Source organism: Roseibium album, from assembly GCF_001404515.1.
Classification (GTDB): Bacteria; Pseudomonadota; Alphaproteobacteria; order Rhizobiales; family Stappiaceae; genus Roseibium; species Roseibium album.
Genome location: NZ_CXWE01000005.1, coordinates 224,237 through 240,812 on the forward strand (window position 1 = coordinate 224,237; position 16,576 = coordinate 240,812).

General features: G+C 55.2%; 14 protein-coding genes. 7 read left to right on the forward strand and 7 right to left on the reverse strand.

Annotation, left to right across the window (positions count from 1 at the left end; genetic code table 11):
- The first annotated feature begins 75 nt into the window (after positions 1-75).
- Entirely contained in the window at positions 76-2,247 is a 2,172-nt protein-coding gene (locus LA5095_RS17905; RefSeq protein ID WP_082442870.1) for a putative bifunctional diguanylate cyclase/phosphodiesterase, read from the forward strand.
- Positions 2,248-2,294: 47 nt separating this feature from the next.
- Here the strand turns inward: LA5095_RS17905 and arsH are convergent, their stop codons facing one another.
- From arsH to LA5095_RS17925, 4 genes are all read right to left on the reverse strand, one after another.
- Positions 2,295-3,035 carry an arsenical resistance protein ArsH gene (gene arsH / locus LA5095_RS17910; protein WP_055117375.1) on the reverse strand — a complete coding sequence of 247 codons (741 nt, stop codon included), beginning with the start codon at positions 3,033-3,035 and terminating at the stop codon, positions 2,295-2,297.
- On the reverse strand, positions 3,028-3,441 hold the full coding sequence (gene arsC, locus LA5095_RS17915; protein ID WP_055117377.1) for an arsenate reductase (glutaredoxin): 414 nt from the start codon (positions 3,439-3,441) through the stop codon (positions 3,028-3,030). The genes arsH and arsC overlap by 8 nt, the downstream gene beginning before the upstream one ends.
- A gap of 15 nt (positions 3,442-3,456) precedes the next feature.
- Positions 3,457-3,795 carry an ArsR/SmtB family transcription factor gene (locus tag LA5095_RS17920; RefSeq protein WP_055117379.1) on the reverse strand — a complete coding sequence of 113 codons (339 nt, stop codon included), beginning with the start codon at positions 3,793-3,795 and terminating at the stop codon, positions 3,457-3,459.
- Positions 3,796-3,860: 65 nt separating this feature from the next.
- Positions 3,861-4,319, reverse strand: a complete 459-nt coding sequence (locus LA5095_RS17925; protein WP_208992769.1) for a winged helix DNA-binding protein — start codon at positions 4,317-4,319, stop codon at positions 3,861-3,863.
- Positions 4,320-4,560: 241 nt separating this feature from the next.
- On the opposite strand from LA5095_RS17925, the gene LA5095_RS17930 reads away from it, so the two are divergent.
- The 3 genes from LA5095_RS17930 to LA5095_RS17940 all read left to right on the forward strand — a co-directional run bounded on the left by LA5095_RS17930 (position 4,561) and on the right by LA5095_RS17940 (position 11,756).
- Positions 4,561-6,027 (forward strand): glycosyltransferase family 39 protein, encoded by a 1,467-nt coding sequence (locus LA5095_RS17930; RefSeq protein ID WP_055117381.1) that lies wholly within the window; start codon positions 4,561-4,563, stop codon positions 6,025-6,027.
- Positions 6,028-6,199: 172 nt separating this feature from the next.
- Positions 6,200-9,784: a hydantoinase B/oxoprolinase family protein gene (locus LA5095_RS17935; RefSeq protein ID WP_055117383.1), complete on the forward strand. Its 3,585-nt coding sequence runs from the start codon at positions 6,200-6,202 to the stop codon at positions 9,782-9,784.
- Between the two features lie 214 nt (positions 9,785-9,998).
- Complete coding sequence (locus LA5095_RS17940; protein WP_055117384.1) at positions 9,999-11,756, forward strand: methyl-accepting chemotaxis protein; 1,758 nt, start codon at positions 9,999-10,001, stop codon at positions 11,754-11,756.
- A gap of 61 nt (positions 11,757-11,817) precedes the next feature.
- Here LA5095_RS17940 and LA5095_RS17945 read toward each other — a convergent pair whose 3' ends face one another.
- Positions 11,818-12,456 carry a DUF1062 domain-containing protein gene (locus tag LA5095_RS17945; protein ID WP_082442871.1) on the reverse strand — a complete coding sequence of 213 codons (639 nt, stop codon included), beginning with the start codon at positions 12,454-12,456 and terminating at the stop codon, positions 11,818-11,820.
- Between the two features lie 339 nt (positions 12,457-12,795).
- Positions 12,796-13,572: a HugZ family pyridoxamine 5'-phosphate oxidase gene (locus LA5095_RS17955; RefSeq protein WP_104703753.1), complete on the reverse strand. Its 777-nt coding sequence runs from the start codon at positions 13,570-13,572 to the stop codon at positions 12,796-12,798.
- A gap of 181 nt (positions 13,573-13,753) precedes the next feature.
- Here LA5095_RS17955 and LA5095_RS17960 point away from each other — a divergent pair, with 181 nt between their 5' ends.
- Together LA5095_RS17960 and LA5095_RS17965 are read left to right on the forward strand one after the other, a co-directional pair.
- Positions 13,754-14,185 (forward strand): BA14K family protein, encoded by a 432-nt coding sequence (locus LA5095_RS17960; protein WP_029060927.1) that lies wholly within the window; start codon positions 13,754-13,756, stop codon positions 14,183-14,185.
- Between the two features lie 125 nt (positions 14,186-14,310).
- Positions 14,311-15,093, forward strand: a complete 783-nt coding sequence (locus LA5095_RS17965) for a hypothetical protein (protein WP_306360892.1) — start codon at positions 14,311-14,313, stop codon at positions 15,091-15,093.
- On the opposite strand, the gene LA5095_RS17970 is transcribed toward LA5095_RS17965, so the two are convergent.
- On the reverse strand, positions 15,087-15,851 hold the full coding sequence (locus LA5095_RS17970) for an extensin-like domain-containing protein (RefSeq protein ID WP_055117394.1): 765 nt from the start codon (positions 15,849-15,851) through the stop codon (positions 15,087-15,089). The genes LA5095_RS17965 and LA5095_RS17970 overlap by 7 nt on opposite strands.
- Positions 15,852-15,939: 88 nt before the next feature.
- Here LA5095_RS17970 and LA5095_RS17975 point away from each other — a divergent pair, with 88 nt between their 5' ends.
- A complete protein-coding gene (locus LA5095_RS17975; protein ID WP_055118022.1) occupies positions 15,940-16,566 on the forward strand; it encodes a LysE family translocator in 627 nt (208 codons plus the stop codon).
- Positions 16,567-16,576: the final 10 nt, after the last annotated feature.

Below are 16,576 nucleotides of genomic sequence, written 5' to 3' on the forward strand. Positions count from 1 at the left end.
CCTCAGATTCATGATGGTTAAAGGATTTCTGCTTACGATCGCGATACAAGTGTTCGAAAAACGGTACCAAGCCGGATGGCAATCCCACTCGTCAGAAGCAACATTGTCATATTTTTGGTATCCATGTCGCTGGTGCTTGCGCTGGCGCTTGGGGTTTATGTCAGCAATCGCCTGCTTACTCACTGGCTCCTGGTGAGTGGTCTGGAGCAGAACTATGCTGACCAGCAAACCGATATCCAGACCGCTCTGGCAACTTACGCTGTTGAGCTCGAACCGCAGTCCAGCCAGAAGCTTGAAGGATTACGCCTTTCACCACCTGCCGAAAGCAGCGCTGCCGCCCGGATGTCTGGTGAAACACGCGAAAAATTCCAAAAGATGCTGGCACGGCATCATGCTGACTCGATCATTCTGAACCAGGCGCTTGTCTATCCGGCGGGCGCGTCCGCCGAAAATCCGAACCTTCCGGATTTTGCGCAGATAGATTGGCTCGCAAAGAATGAGCTTACGTCTGTTCGCACCCTCAATCACGCCTGGGCCGCCTTCAATTCGGACCGGGCCCTGACCGTTGTTCCGGACATGACCTGGCTCGGAGCGTTCGGTTCCAATGCCATTGTCGTCTACAATCCGAAACGAGCGGATGTCGTCGAACCCAGTCTCGTTCTGCTGGTGACGCAAACGGGTATTCTGGAAAACCTTTCAGGATTGATCTGGTCAATCAGCGCGGCAATCGGCGTGCTGTGCCTGCTCTCCTTCGCGTTGGCCGCCATTCTGCTCTGGATGCGATTTTATGATCAGGTCCGCACGAACAGTAACATTCAGTACCTTGCCCATCATGACACTCTGACGGGCCTGCCAAATCGGGCTGTGTTCAATGCCAGGCTCGCTGGAGCACTGCGTAGTGCACAGGCCAAGGCGTCGAATGTCGGCGTCATGCTGATCGATGTCGACAAGTTCAAGGAAATCAACGATACGCACGGTCACGGTATTGGAGATGTATTTTTGCAGATCGTCGCTGAACGCTTGCAGACGGTCTTCCACAAACACCTTGTGGCACGCCTGTCAGGTGACGAGTTTGCAGTTTTGTTGACCTCGATCTCAGATCCGGCACGCATGACGCGACTTGCCACAGACATGATTGCAGCGACTTCCGCACCCTGCATTATCGATGGCAAGGATATCAAGCTTTCGCTCTCCATTGGCATTGCGCGTGCCACAGACGGTTCCTGGCGGGTTTCCCGTCTTCTTCACTGCGCGGACCTTGCGCTTTATCATGCCAAACACAACGGTCGGTCCACATTCTCCTGGTATACGCCTGGTCTGGACGCGGAAGCCCAAAAGCGACAGGAAGTCGAAAACGGGCTCGCCAAGGCACTCAAACTTGACCAGTTCAAGCTCGTCTACCAGCCACAATACGCGCTGCGCGACGGTACGCTGCGAGGTTACGAAGCTCTGGTTCGCTGGGAGCACCCCACCAAAGGGGAAATCCGACCCGATCTTTTCATCCCCATCGCTGAAGACTGCGGTCTGATCGACGAAATCGGCACCTGGGTGTTGAACCACGCGTGCCGGGAAGCAATGCTTTGGGAAGATCAGAGCAAAAAGGTAGCGGTCAATGTTTCAGTTGGGCAGTTCGTCGCCGGTGAAACACAGAAAAGAGTGGCGCAGGCACTGAACAAGTCCGGACTTAACCCGAGGCGCCTGGAAATCGAAATCACCGAGAGCCTGCTCATATCCAACACGGAAGCCGTGATCGAGACGCTGCGTCAGATCCACGACATGGGCGTTTCAATCGCTATGGATGACTTCGGTACGGGATATTCGTCACTGAGCTATCTCAGTCTCTTCCCGTTCGACAAGATCAAGATCGATCAGGCCTTCATCCAGAACCTCGGCAAGGACACGAGCACGGATGCCATCGTCACATCCATCGTGGGACTGGGTCGGTCCCTGAACGTGACCATCACGGCCGAGGGAGTAGAGACGGAAGAACAGGCCATTCTCCTGAGCGCCGCTGGCTGTGATCTCGTGCAAGGCTATATGTTCGGCAAACCGGGCACCGTGGCAAAGCACGAAGCCGCCTACCCGATCTTCCCTCACAATGAGGAAGGCGGATTTTGGTTTCCGCAAAAACGGAAGCAAGTCCTGCCGCCGCCAAAAATTTCGCTTTCGCCCCAACTTGCGCAATACGCAACGCTTGCCGCTCCGGAAGAAACTTCAGAAGAAGAAAACGAGACAGCGACCGTTTGAGCTGCGTCTTCGCGAGAGCATGAATGCAGGCGATCACTGCGTCGGATCTAGAGTCCGGCCCCCTGGGCAACCTGTTCCAGCGCCATGTCCTTTTCACGCGCCGCCTTGCGTTCCGAGTACCTGTCGACCAGATAATCCGATCTGCCGCGAACGAGATAGGTGAATTTCATCAATTCCTCGATGACGTCCACGACACGATCATAGAGCGGCGAAGGCCTCATGCGGCCTTCATCATCGAACTCCTGGTAGGCCTTGGGCACCGATGACTGGTTCGGGATCGTCACCATGCGCATCCACCTGCCGAGAACACGCATCTGATTGACCGCGTTGAACGACTGCGATCCGCCGGAAACCTGCATCAGCGCAAGCGTTTTCCCTTGCGTCGGCCTGATCGCGCCCGTACTGAGCGGGATCCAGTCGATCTGGGATTTCAGGACGCCAGTCATCGCGCCGTGGCGCTCCGGCGAACACCAGACCTGTGCTTCCGACCATGTACAGGCCTCACGCAATTCGGCGACCTTGGGATGGTCGATGCCAACATCGTCCGGCAGGGGCAGGCCTGCAGGATCAAACACCCTTGTTTCGGCACCAAATGCCTTGAGCAGTCTTTCAGCTTCCAGCACCAGAAAGCGGCTGTAAGAACGTTCGCGCAACGATCCGTAAAGCAGAAGGACACGGGGCCGGTGAGTTTCATGCCCGGCAGCGTCCCGACGCGAAGGTGCTATCGCGTCCAAGTCGATGGATGAAATGTTCGGCAGATCGGTTGCATTCAATAAAGGGTCAGTCATTCGCGGTACCGGAGGACACCACTTCCCCGTCTTCCTTGGTGAAGGAACCAAGGTCAGCTGGAAGAAGGTCCATAACCTTTTCAGACGGCCGGCAGAGGCGAACACCCTTTTCGCTGACAACGACCGGTCGATTGATCAGGATCGGATGCTCCAGCATGAAGTCGATCAGCTGATCATCGGACCACTTGTCCTCGCCAAGTCCCAGCTCATCATAAGGCGTACCCTTCTGGCGCAGGAGGTCCCTCACTGAACAGCCCATGCGCCCAATCAGGTCGACAAGTTCCTCCCGCTTGGGCGGAGTTTTCAAATATTCAATGACATCAGGTTCCACACCCGATTTTCGGATCATTTCCAGAGTATTGCGCGATGTTCCGCATTTCGGATTGTGGTAGATCGTAATGGTCATTTTGGTCCTGTTTCGTCAAAGACTTGATGATTTGAGGATATTGGAGTGCGACAGGCCGCAAATCTCGGGATTGTTGCCGCAGCAGTCTTCCATCAGGAAACTCAGCAGGCTCTTCATCTGTTCATAGTCGACCGCATAGCGAATATGCCGCCCTTCCCTTTGCGCATTCAACAGGCCCGCCCGTTCCAGCGTGGTCAGGTGAAATGACATCCGCGTCGGCTGTACATCCAACTTCTCCGCGATCGTGCCCGACGGCAGTCCCAACGGTCCATGCGTGACGAGAAGCCTGAAAGCCGCAAGTCGATCTTCCTGTGCGAGCGCACCCAGCGCTGATATGGCTGCCTGTTCCTGCATATTTCGACCTTACAAGAAATCTTGTAGTTTGCAACGCACAATAGTGTCGCAATCTATCGATCTTCTCACATGGCAGCAGCGGCCCGAGCTGCTTGATCGTAGTTTCCCGAGACCAGCCGCATAGTGGCAGCCAACCGGGAAAGCTCGCTTTCATCGAGGCCCAGCGCCTTCATTGGCTCGACCAGTAGCGCTTCCCTCAATCTCCTGTATTCCAGGCAGGCTTTCTCACCCTTCGAGGTAATTTCCGCGGTTTTTTCCTTGCCGCGACGACCGGAACTGATCAGTCCGGCTTTTACGAGTTTCTTCAGCGCATAGGTGACCGTATGCGTGTCCTCGATATTCAGGACCAGGCAGATATCGGAAAGCGTTTTTGCGCGACCGCGATGATTGACCGTGTGCAATACCAGCACATCCAGCGGGCCAAGGCCCTCCGAGCCACTGGCCGCCATGCAGCGGACCATCCATCGATGATAGGCATTGACCATCATCGTTACGGCAAATTCGATTTCAGAAAGTGCCGGCATCGCACCGGAGGCCAGATGAGCCGCCGAAACCACCGGTCCGATGGCTGCACCGGTGTCCGGTTTGGTCTTTGGGGTGGATTTCTCGCTCAAACGTCAGACTTTCAGGGTTCGGATCCTTAAAACAGCGTCAATAGCTTAGCGACAATCCACCGGAGCTGAAATCCCCGACGAAGATAAACTTTCCTCATGCAACTGAATTGTCTAGCTTTCACTCTCAAGCGATCAACCAGGATCTGATGGCGTGCAGCTGGCAGAAAGAGAAAAACCAACCAACCCTGCCGCAGGTATCCTGCTAGTCGTCATTTTGATGATAGCCGCCTTCCTCCGATTTTACGAACTGGACAGAACCAGCCTGTGGTATGATGAGGCGGTCTCGTGGAGCCAGTCGAAGGGAACATTGGCCGAACTCCTGGCATCGGTGGCCGCAGACAACTATCCACCGTTGCACAATGTCATTTTGTGGCTCGCCATGCCTTTGATTGGAGACAGTGAAATGGCGTTGCGGATGCCCTCGGCATTTCTGGGCGTCCTCGCTGTCTGGTTTGTCTACCTGATCGGAAAGCACCTTGCAGGACGGGAAGCCGGGCTGCTCGCCGCAGCCTTGCTGGCGCTGTCGCCGCTTCACATCTGGTATTCTACGGAAGCCCGCATGTATGCCTTGCTGGCGGCCTGCGGCCTCGTCTTTCTGTTTGCTGTACTGAAGGTCCTTCAGCGACCTTCATCGTTGTGGATCATACTGCTGGTTTTTGGCGGCACCTGCTTTCTCTACAGCCATGTCTACGCACTGTTCGCCTTTGCCGGTGTCGGTATTGTTTGCGCGAGTTTTGCGCTCGCCCAAATCCGCAGCACGAAGAGCCTAGCCGGAAACAATGCAGTCGTGGTGTGTCTGGCAATGGCTGCCAGCACGATTTCGTTTTTGCCGTGGCTGTATCTGCTTCTGAAACGCGCCCGGTCAGTCGCCGACGAAGGTTTCTGGATTGCCTATCCTGATCTTCCGTTTCTGGAAACGCTGGTCTTCGGGCTTGCTGGCTCGTTGGCTCTGTTCTGGGTGCTGACTGGTTTGGCCCTCACTGGTGTCCTGATGGCCTTTTTCAGTCCGCCCCGAACAAATGCAGATGCTTCCGCACCACGCCAAGAGATCATGGTCTGCCTCGCCTTCACTCTGGGGCCAGCAGTCCTCGCCTATCTATATTCCGTGCTTCTGCAACCAATCCTGTTCGACAGGTATCTGATCGCCGCATGGCCCGGATTGATCGTGCTCGCTGCGGTTGGAGCCACCCGGTTGCTTCCCCGTCTGGCGCCTGTTGCTCTTGTATGTGTCGCGATAGTGCTAACCTATCCGCAGCTGGATTTCACCCTGAACACCAAGATCCGGCCGGAATGGCGTCAAATCGCTGAATATTTTGAGGAAAACAGCAGTCCGGAAGACCGGTTGCTCCTTTACAAGGGCTTTGCCGCACCAGTTCTCAGCTACTACCTGCGCGACCCGGACCAATTCAAAGCCGTAGAAGCGCTCGACCAATTGAAGGAAAGCTTGGGTACGCAAAAAGAGTCAACCACATGGTTGCTTCTGGTTCACAGCAATGAGCAAGAGACTTCAAAGGCAGCCGAAATCTTCCTTAGCAACGGCGGGAGCGAGGCTATCCGGGCATTCGGTTGGGGAGCAAGCGGACTCACCCTCCTGACATCGAACCAGAACACACGCTGATCAGTCTTCAAAACGATACCGTATCGGGTGCAAAAGACATTCGCGAGCGACCTCTAACAGATTTTCATCGACAATTTATCGATAAAGTGTCATTGTAATTCGAAACCAAAATTCAAATTGCGTTGTCGCTCCACGCGACTGGCGAACGACCGGCAGGACAAAGGGATAGAACATGACATCCAAGTGGGACTTCTGGATCGACCGAGGTGGCACATTCACCGATATTGTCGGACGCGCACCTGATGGCACTCTCCACCCGCACAAGGTTCTGTCTGAAAATCCCGAAGCGTACCGGGACGCAGCCATTCAGGGAATTCGCGAGATTCTCGGCGTGGATGCCGGTGCCTCGATTCCGTCGGAGAAAATCGCGACGGTGAAGATGGGAACGACCGTTGCCACCAACGCCCTTCTGGAGCGCAAGGGTGAGCGCACGGCACTCTTCATCACCAGGGGCTTCCGCGACGCGCTTGAAATCGGCTACCAGGCTCGTCCGAAGATTTTTGCCAAGGAAATCATCAAGCCTGAACTCCTTTACGAAAGTGTTCATGAGATTCCGGAGCGGGTCCGTGCGGACGGCACGGTGGAATTGGTCATTGATGAAGATAGTGCCCGAACGCAAATGCAGTCGGCCTGGGACGACGGTATCCGCTCCATTGCGATTGTCCTGATGCACGCCTACGCCTTTCCGGCGCACGAACAGATCCTGAAAAGGACCGCAGAAGAGATCGGGTTTCCGCAAATTTCGGTTTCGCACGAGGTTTCGCCGCTGATGAAGCTGGTCGGCCGCGGCGACACGACGGTGGTGGACGCCTATCTCTCCCCGATCCTGCGCCGATATGTCGACCAGGTGCAGCAGGAGCTTGGACAAGGCCCCCGGCTGATGTTCATGCAATCTTCAGGTGGCCTGACCGCCGCGGATCTGTTTCAGGGAAAAGACGCGATCCTCTCCGGCCCCGCAGGAGGCGTGGTCGGCGCAGTGGAAACCTCCCGCATGGCCGGGTTCGAGAAGATCATCGGCTTCGACATGGGCGGAACCTCCACCGACGTCTGTCATTTCGACGGTGAATACGAGCGCGCCTTCGAGACCGAAGTTGCCGGTGTCCGCATGCGCGCGCCGATGATGATGATCCACACGGTTGCTGCCGGCGGCGGCTCCATCCTGCACTACACGGACGGGCGGTTTCAGGCAGGACCGGATTCTGCCGGCGCGAACCCCGGCCCTGCCTGCTACCGTCGTGGTGGTCCGCTCACTGTGACCGACGCCAATCTGATGACCGGCAAGCTCGCACCCGAGTTCTTTCCGAAGATTTTCGGACCGACCCAGGATCAACCACTCGATGGAGAGGTTGTCCGGCGGAAATTCGCGGATCTTGCCAATGAGATAGGCGATGGCCGTTCGCCCGAAGAGGTCGCCGACGGTTTCTTGAAGATTGCCGTTGAGAACATGGCCAATGCCATCAAGAAAATCTCGGTGCAGCGCGGTTATGACGTCACAGAATACGCACTGACATGTTTTGGCGGTGCGGGCGGTCAAACCGGCTGCCGCGTTGCAGACAGCCTCGGCATGAAAACCGTTATTCTGCACCCGTTCTCCGGCATTTTGTCGGCTTATGGCATGGGGCTCGCGGATATCCGTGCCGACCGTCAGAAGGCGGTTGTCAAGGTATTGACCGAAAAGCTGATGCCGGAATTGCACGTTTTGCGGGATCAGCTCGCAATAGTGACGGAAGCAGAGCTGGAACGTCAGCAGATTGCCAAACACCAACGCCACACGACTGCAATCGTTCACCTGCGCTATGACGGCACGGATACACCTTTACCGGTTCACTTGAGCACTGTCGAAAAAATGCGCGCGGCGTTTGAGGAGTCTCACAAGAAGCAATTCGGTTTTGCTTACGACAACAAACCTGTGGTCGTCGAAGCGATGGAATTGGAAACGGCAGGCGGTGGCGCCGGCCTTGTCGAACCAGATCTCGACCTGCAGCCCCACGCAGCGGTTCCGGCAACATCGACAAGAACCTATTCGGAAGGTGCCTGGCATGACGCCGGCATCTACCGGCGCGAAACCCTGAAGCCCGGCATGAAGTTTCCAGGGCCAGCCGTAATCATCGAATCCCACGCGACAATTGCCGTGGAAGACGGATGGCAGGCCGAGATCAACACCAAAGACCATGTTGTCTTGAACCGGGTGGTGCCGCTGAAGCGCGCCGATGCCATCGGCACGCATGCGGATCCGGTGATGCTTGAGGTCTTCAACAACCTCTTCATGTCGATCGCCGAGCAGATGGGCGTCACGCTGCAAAACACGGCCTACTCGGTCAATATCAAGGAACGCCTGGATTTTTCCTGTGCCGTATTCAATGCAGATGGTGCCCTGGTCGCCAATGCACCACACATGCCGGTTCATCTGGGTTCCATGGATCGTTCCGTCGAAACAATCATCAAGCTGAACAAGGGCAAGATAAAACCAGGTGACGTCTTTGCCCTGAACGCGCCCTATAATGGCGGAACACACCTGCCCGATATCACAGTAGTCTCCCCTGTTTTCGATGACGACGGCGAAGACATCCTGTTCTGGTCTGCCTCTCGCGGCCACCATGCGGATGTTGGGGGATCCGCTCCCGGCTCCATGACACCCCGCGCCACGAAAGTGGATGAAGAGGGGGTCCTCTTCGACAATTTCAAGATTGTCGACGAAGGTCGTTTCTGTGAGCAGGAACTGATCGATCTGCTGACCAATCACCCCTACCCGGCGCGAAATCCGCATCAGAACGTTGCTGATCTTTCCGCACAGATTGCCGCGAATGAAAAGGGTATTCAGGAACTCAGGAAAATGGTGGCGCATTTCGGACTGGACGTCGTCCAGGCCTATATGGGCCACGTGCAGGATAATGCTGAAGAAAGTGTTCGCCGGGTGATCGAAGCCTTGAAGGATTCCGAATATGTCTACCCGACAGACCAGGGATCCGAGATTCGCGTCAAGATTACCGTCGACAAGGAGCGTCGCGAAGCCACGGTCGATTTCACGGGTACGTCACCGGTCAAGCCGAACAATTTCAACGCTCCGGAACCCGTTACACGAGCAGCAATCTTGTATTGCTTCCGCGTGATGGTTGAAGGCGACATTCCGATGAATGCCGGATGTCTCAAACCGATCCACATCATCATTCCCGACGACTGCATGCTGCGCCCTTCCTATCCGGCCGCCGTCGTTGCGGGAAACGTGGAAACGTCGCAGCATGTCACGAACACGGTCTTTGCAGCGCTTGGTGCCATGGCGAACGCGCAAGGCACGATGAACAATCTGACATTTGGCAACGACACCTATCAATACTACGAAACCATCTGTTCGGGTTCACCGGCGGGACCTGGGTTCAACGGTACCGATGGCGTTCACACCCACATGACAAATTCACGCCTGACCGATCCGGAGGTTCTGGAATTCCGGTTTCCCGTTCTCCTGGAAGATTTCCATATCAGGAAGGGGTCTGGCGGCAGGGGAAAATGGTCTGCCGGCGACGGCACATGGCGAACAGTGCGCTTCCTTGAAAAAATGGACTGCGCCATCCTGTCCTCGCACCGGACAATCAGGCCCAAAGGCATGAACGGCGGTGAAGATGGAGAACTGGGTCGAACCCAGGTACGTCGCCTCGATGGCTCGATAGAAGTGCTGGAGGGCTGCGATCAGACGGTGCTCGACGCTGGCGAGGCTGTTACGGTCATTACACCCACTGCAGGCGGCTGGGGCAAACCATGACCTGTTTCCGCCAATCACACGTCACAAACGGCCGCAATCTTTGCGGCCGCTCACCATGCACGCTATTGTACAATTGCATTGATATTTCTACCAGTAAGTGAAAAATACAACTTGAACAACAACCGAAATTAACCGAATCTTCAGCGCTCCCTCGTTTAAATTAAACACATTACGCAACGGTCATAAGGCCTTTACGCGGATTGTGAGAGAAACGATGACGCTAGGTTCAAATCCGATTTCAAATTCGGTTGCAGCGAAAATTCTCTCACTGGTTGCGTTTCTATGTATCGGGCTGGTCGTCGTTGCCGCGGTTGCAATCATTCAAATGAACCTCATCGGCAAGGAACTGGCCAACATTGCGGAAAAGGACATTCCGCTTACCGAGGCTATCAGTCATGTGACCAATCATCAGTTGGAACAGGCAGTGCTCGTTGAACGCATGATGCGCATCGCCGGTGTCAGCGATGAAGCCGAAAAATCACATTTCGGCACCATGAAGGAGCATCTTCAGAAACTTGAAAAAAAGGTCGCAGATGAAATTTTGAAAGCCGAGCAACTGGCTGAGTATGCGTTGGCCAATTCGAGCACGGAAGTTGAGCGCAAGGAGTTTGAAATGGCGGTCGATCGTTTGAAACAGATCGAACGGGAATATGCGACATACAAGCTCCATGTCGACGAAATCATGATTTATGTTGAACAGAACGACCTTGAGGCGGCAAACAAACTCCTGATCACCCTGGAGGAAGAACAGGAACGTCTTGATCACGAACTCATCGCTCTGCTTGAAGAAATCGAGGGATTTACACTAGCCGCCGCGCTGGCAGCTGAAGCGCATGAAAAGCAGGCGCTTCGTCAAATAACCGTCGTATCGATTGCCACGTTTCTGCTTTGCGGAATCGGTTCGGTTCTCTTTGCCCGTTTCATGATCTCAAAGCCTCTCAATGAGGTATCCGGAGGACTGTTCGAGCTTGCCAGGGGCAATACGGATGTAAGCGTAAGAGTACGTTCACGGGATGAAATCGGCAAGGTCGCCCAGGCCTTCGAGGTTTTCCGGGATAACGTGATCGAAATGAAGCGCCTGCAGGAACAGGCCCGTGAAGAAGAAGCTCAGGCAGAAGCCGACCGGCGCGACACTCGTTTACGGCTGGCCGATGAACTTGAAGGCAAGTTGATGACGAGTTGCGAGGCTGTTGTCACGGCGTTGCAGCATCTGTCGGATGGCGCTCACCAACTGGCAAAAAACAGTGATGAAACCCTTGAACGCTCCAACACCGTTGCTGCCGCAGCAGAAGAAGCGACAGCATGCGTTCAATCCGTCGCTTCTGCGTCAGAGGAACTTGCCAGCTCGATCCAGGAAATCAGTCGCCAGATAACGTTCGCCAACACGTCGACCACAAACACGTCAGAGCAAGCGGCAACATCGGATCAAACTGTCAGGCAGCTTTCCTCAGCCGCGGAAGAAATAACAGAAGTGCTGAAGCTGATCAGCGACATCGCCGACCAGACAAACCTGCTCGCCCTCAACGCAACAATTGAAGCCGCAAGAGCCGGAGAGGCCGGCAAGGGCTTCGCAGTTGTTGCGTCCGAAGTAAAAGCCCTTGCCAATCAGACTGGCCAGGCGACTGACCAGATAGGAACACAACTCAGCGGAGTTCAATCAGGGGCAGCCACCTGTTCGGACGCCATTACCAGGGTCGTCACATCCATGAGCGCAATTCGCGAACAGGTTTCAAGTATCGCGTCGGCGATAGAGGAACAAAATGCGGTGACAGCTGAAATCGCCAAGAATGCATCCGAGGTTGCCCAGGGAAGTGCTGATATTTCGATGAACATCACTGAGGTCAATCAGGCGGCACAGGTTTCCGGTGAAAGGGTGAAAGAAGTCGCAGGCCGGGTTGACGACGTATCGACCCAGATCAACACCATCAGAAACGGTCTCGCCGATTTCCTGGGCCATTTGAGAGCTGCGTGACGCAACCGGAGTGTCCTGAACGGAAGGTGCTCCCGCTCAGGACATTTTCGAGGGATGCGCCTCACTCCATCTTTGGAAAGTTCATCAATCTGTAATTCAGATCAGATACGCGCGTGCACTGTGTCGACCGTATCTCAACAACTGTTCTTTCCTTGATCGGTCGTTTCATCGCCTTGCCGGAACACAATGGCAGATAGATCGCTCCTTCCTCCGCCAGTTCATGTACCACGCTTCTTGAAAGTGACAGCTCTTGTGCCAATACCTTGTCCATTCGCACCGGACACTTCAGCGGATTCAAGATGGTCAGGTTTGATTGAGAACCGTTTTCGCTCGTGCGGACCTGCAACCGTTTTGTGATCGAGAATTCGGAACCATGTCCCGACGCTACACAAGCCGAATTGGCGAGAGGATTTGAGGCAATTCGGTGCGCAAGGGACGCGTCGTTTTCCTGAAGTGATACCAGCAGATCACGCGGAATGTTCCCGACCGGTCGTCTTTCGAAGAGGGAGAGGTTCCAGCGATTGTCACATGCAAGACACTTGTAGATCAGCCAGGCATCCAACCGGCTACCATTCGCGTTCAGCCGGAATTTACCGGTCGAGGCAAACGAACTGATTGCGCCACAGCGGCGACAGGGGTGTTTGATTTGGGGGGATTCGGTTGTCAGGACAGTCCATTCAACACTTGATAACAATGACATTCCGTCGGTCTTCCCGCAAAGGGAAGTCCGTCGACGGGCGGTCGGGATCCTGCCGGCTGGAGAGCCGGCGAAATTCGGTCTGGCTGTGTTGGATATTCAGGATGTTGTGGCGTATCGGAAAACAATACGGCAAGGCCAAGCCACACCGGTCCCGATCCGCCTCATGACGAACAAGTCAATGGGTCACTCCTGCGAGTAACCAGCGGATACGAAGACCGGTCAGAGTGTAGGCAAGACGATCATCCTGATTGAAAAACGGATCGGTTTTTTAGCCGATGCTGACGGGATGGACAAGAGGTACCGGGAAAGCACGATCTCCAGGTGATGCCGTGGCAACACTCAGGCGCCCCTGGCCTCCCTGGCCAGGTTTACAAGCACCGGGCGGACTTCTTCCGGCTGGTCGAGAACATTTGCAAACCACAGCCGCTCAACCTTGTCGCCAGCAACAAGATCCAACCCTTCGGGATCAAGACCTGCGAGACGCCAGTTTGCAGTTTCTGCCTTGCACAGCACTTCAGCATAAAGCTTGACGGCGTCGGCGTGGTCTTCATTCATGTGTGTCACTGCACCACCTTCCATCGCAATCCAGCTTTCAGCATCGCCGAGCGGTGACAGCATGTCTTCAGACTGAAGTTCAAAAGCCTTGCCAAAGCCGCCATTCAGGCTTGCCCGTTCGAGCTCGAGCCGAAAAAAGGAAAAGTCGCCAAAATCGGCATAGAGCTCGGCTTTGGGATGGCGCAACAGGTAGCGGCGACGCAGTCGTTGATGAACGTCGCCACCACGCTCGATCCGGTGCGCTTTGCAGAAAAGGGAGACTCTGGGATGGGCAAGCGGATCGCCTTTCCCGGGCTCCCCGAGCAAGAGGGAACAGACCGGTGTTTCCAGGATCGCGGCCGTATGGCCTGACAAGGTGCTGGTCAATATGACGGGCGTCCCGTCGAGGTCCGTTGCAACAGCAACACGGCTGGCAAGCGGAAGTCCTGTGCCCGCTTCCAAAACAGCGAGTGCACCGAAACGGGCCTTCCGGAGGAGGGTCCTTGCCAGCCGACGCGACGCGTCATCCGTTTCCCTGACTACTGACTGCGGTTCTCTTTCGTTTTTGTCTTCTGGTTCCAAACCGGTCTCCTGCACTCATGCCGCGTCTCGAATAGCTCCCTCCGGAACAAGAAACACCACAGCAGAAACCTGAACGCAAGATGAACGGCCACATCAGAACCGGTTCAGGGCATCTGTGCGATTGTTCATTCGTCAGCTACGGCGCCAGACAGTAAGGCGCAGGCACCTGGAGAAACAACCGATGAAAAAAATGAGCAAAAGCCTGATTGCCGTCGCCCTGTCCGGCGCTTTATTGGTCCCGACAATTGCAACAGCCGAAGCCGGTCCGAAACGAGGCTGGAACGGTCATCATCACGGTGGGCACCACTACAACCACAGACGTCATAGAAACAACAACAACGTTGGCGCAGCCGTTGCAGCAGGTGTGATCGGTCTCGCCGCGGGCGCAATCCTTCTTGGAGCCGCAAACCGGCCAGCTTATGCTGGACCGCCCCCACCCCCGCCGGCGAACTACTACCCACCTGCGCCCTACCCGGGCCAGGTTCACGGCGCGGTCGGATACCAGCCCTGGAGCCCGGCCTGGTACCAGTACTGTTCATCGAAATTCCGGTCCTTCAATCCCTCGACCGGCACCTACACCACCTATCGGGGCGAGCAGCGTTTCTGCCAGTAACTTTCCGAGTTCGTCCCGCACCTTCCGGCAGCAGGCAAACCGTCAGCCGAACTGACCTCCCGTCTGCTGCATTTTTTTACCTGCGAAACTCGTGATACTGGCAAGGCCCAACTACTGGATTGGCATTGACAATCTTAAAGTCAGATGCGCTTCTTAGCTCAATGCATCGGGCTATTCTTCATGGTTCAATCGTCTGTTTCTTGACCCTGCTCACGCAGATCGGCGGGGTGGCCTGGTTGATTGCACTCGTGACCAAACACCGGCTTCTAACGTTCGCATCTCTTTATGTGGCGCTCACGATTGCAACAATGTTTGTGGCTCCCATGTTTGGACGCGTACCACTGAACTGTCGGTCAGAGGGAGCATTCAAAATGCAGTCTCCAGTCTATTGCGTACTCAACCGGAACTATGTCTCGCCTGAACTGCGCAATGTTGTGCAAGAACTTGCAGATAACGTGTCTAATCAGTTTCCCGGGACAATCACGTTGGCGCTTGATGGAAGTTTCCCCTTTTTTGACAGTTTTCCGTTACTGCCGCACTTGTCCCATGATGATGGGCGAAAACTGGATCTCGCCTTCTATTATCGCAACGATACAGGCTATCTGACTGGCAAAACTTCTTCGCCAATCGGCTATTTCGATTTTGTAGACGGTGAAACGTCATGCGCCGAAAAGTGGCGGTCGTTGCGATGGAAACTGGAGTGGCTGCAACCCCTCTGGCACGATTTTCAAATTGAACCCGCACGCACGCGAGCGGCAATCGCGTGGTTGGCGCATGACCCTCGCGTTCAAAAAATTCTCCTGGAGCCTCACTTGCGAGATACCCTCGCCGTTCGGTTCGACAAAATACGCTTCCAGGGTTGTTTCGCTGCCCGTCATGACGGCCATATCCATTTTCAAATTCATTGACAGATCAGATACGTACAGGTCTTGCCATGGCAGCCGATATCCAGATGCATATGCGACTTGTGAAACTCATCGCCTTCCGGGCTGAGAACAGTCGTAAAGCGCTCGCATGCACTCTTGTGAATGGCTTTCAAATACAGTCCTTGCGCGGTTTCCTGTCCCCAGTCCGTTTCTACTGAAACCGAAGATCCGTCGCGCATTTTAAATCCGGAAATATCAACCGCCTTGCCCAGCGCATGCTCGGAGAGTTTGCCGTCAGGCAGGTTGTTGCGCCGGCGGCATTGATAACCCGGACCAGTGCCAATAACACCAACACCTGCCTTGAAGTGTTGCTCAGCCGCAGGCAGGGCGTCAATTTGGAGCCACTTCGTCAAAACCCTTGCAAACTCGCATGAAACCGTGACCGGATTTTTGAAACTTACGGAAGCTTCCTTGTACATTATCGCCGTGAGCCTGACAGGAGCCTCGACGCCGCAACCGGCATCGCCCGACCGTTCTCCGTTGATATCCGGAAGCAGAGAATAGGTCGCTCCTGTCAAGTTGCATTTCATTGGGGCTGCAGATGGCGCGATCGGTGTCTCCGCACGTTCCCTGTCCCGATTGGGTTTGCGCTGCGGGAGGTCAACACCCTCGATAAAAGGCTGTTTGTTCGGGGTTTCCAGTGGCTTGGCGCGTGGCATCGGCTCCAAGGCGTTTACCGGAACCGATAGCATTGCAAGAACTGGCCAAATCACAAATCCGGAAACTGTGACTTTCAGCATGGGCAAACACCCTCTTGCGACAGGAATCAATTTATGGATGACTGCCGACCAGCATCAATCAACGCATATCGATTGTCGAGCCTCCAGAATGACACTTGAATTATATACTGCCTACGTCTTTGCGACACTCATCGTCCTCGCGATACCCGGACCAACCATCATGTTGGTCGTCAGCTACGCATTGACACAAGGACGCCGGTCTGCGTTCGCCAGCGTCATGGGCGTCGGACTTGGCGATGCTACCGCAGCAACCGTCTCACTCCTGGGACTGGGCGCCATTCTGGCAGCATCTGCAACTGCCTTTGCCCTGCTGAAGTGGGTCGGAGCGGCGTACCTTGTCTGGCTGGGGATCAAGATGTGGCGCAGCCGCCCGGGATCTTTGGGCGTGCAGCACGTGGAGAACATCCCCGTGCGCAAGATTTTCTGGCATGCCTATGTCGTCACGTCACTCAATCCCAAGGGCATTGTTTTCTTCATGGCGTTCCTGCCGCACTTTATCGCCCCTCAGGCCACGGTTGCTCCCCAGCTCGTTCTTTTGGGATCGACATTCGTCGTGCTGGGCATTCTGAACGCTGCGGTCTACGCATTTGCGGCGGCAGCGGTCGGACGAAAACTCAGGAATCCGTCACTACTAAGAATGGTCAACAAGGTTGGTGGCGGTTTTTTGATATCCGCGGCTGCCATGACGGCAACACTGCAACGCTCCACCGGCTAGCATCCTTTGC

Bases quoted from the DNA above. Each gene is read 5' to 3' on its own strand.
- arsC (WP_055117377.1), bottom strand. From the start codon at position 3,441: ATGACCATTACGATCTACCACAATCCGAAATGCGGAACATCGCGCAAT.
- arsH (WP_055117375.1), bottom strand. From the start codon at position 3,035: ATGACTGACCCTTTATTGAATGCAACCGATCTGCCGAACATTTCATCC.
- LA5095_RS17935 (WP_055117383.1), top strand. From the start codon at position 6,200: ATGACATCCAAGTGGGACTTCTGGATCGACCGAGGTGGCACATTCACC.
- LA5095_RS17920 (WP_055117379.1), bottom strand. From the start codon at position 3,795: ATGCAGGAACAGGCAGCCATATCAGCGCTGGGTGCGCTCGCACAGGAA.
- LA5095_RS17975 (WP_055118022.1), top strand. From the start codon at position 15,940: ATGACACTTGAATTATATACTGCCTACGTCTTTGCGACACTCATCGTC.
- LA5095_RS17905 (WP_082442870.1), top strand. From the start codon at position 76: ATGGCAATCCCACTCGTCAGAAGCAACATTGTCATATTTTTGGTATCC.
- LA5095_RS17970 (WP_055117394.1), bottom strand. From the start codon at position 15,851: ATGCTGAAAGTCACAGTTTCCGGATTTGTGATTTGGCCAGTTCTTGCA.
- LA5095_RS17960 (WP_029060927.1), top strand. From the start codon at position 13,754: ATGAAAAAAATGAGCAAAAGCCTGATTGCCGTCGCCCTGTCCGGCGCT.
- LA5095_RS17940 (WP_055117384.1), top strand. From the start codon at position 9,999: ATGACGCTAGGTTCAAATCCGATTTCAAATTCGGTTGCAGCGAAAATT.
- LA5095_RS17925 (WP_208992769.1), bottom strand. From the start codon at position 4,319: ATGCCGGCACTTTCTGAAATCGAATTTGCCGTAACGATGATGGTCAAT.
- LA5095_RS17945 (WP_082442871.1), bottom strand. From the start codon at position 12,456: ATGTCATTGTTATCAAGTGTTGAATGGACTGTCCTGACAACCGAATCC.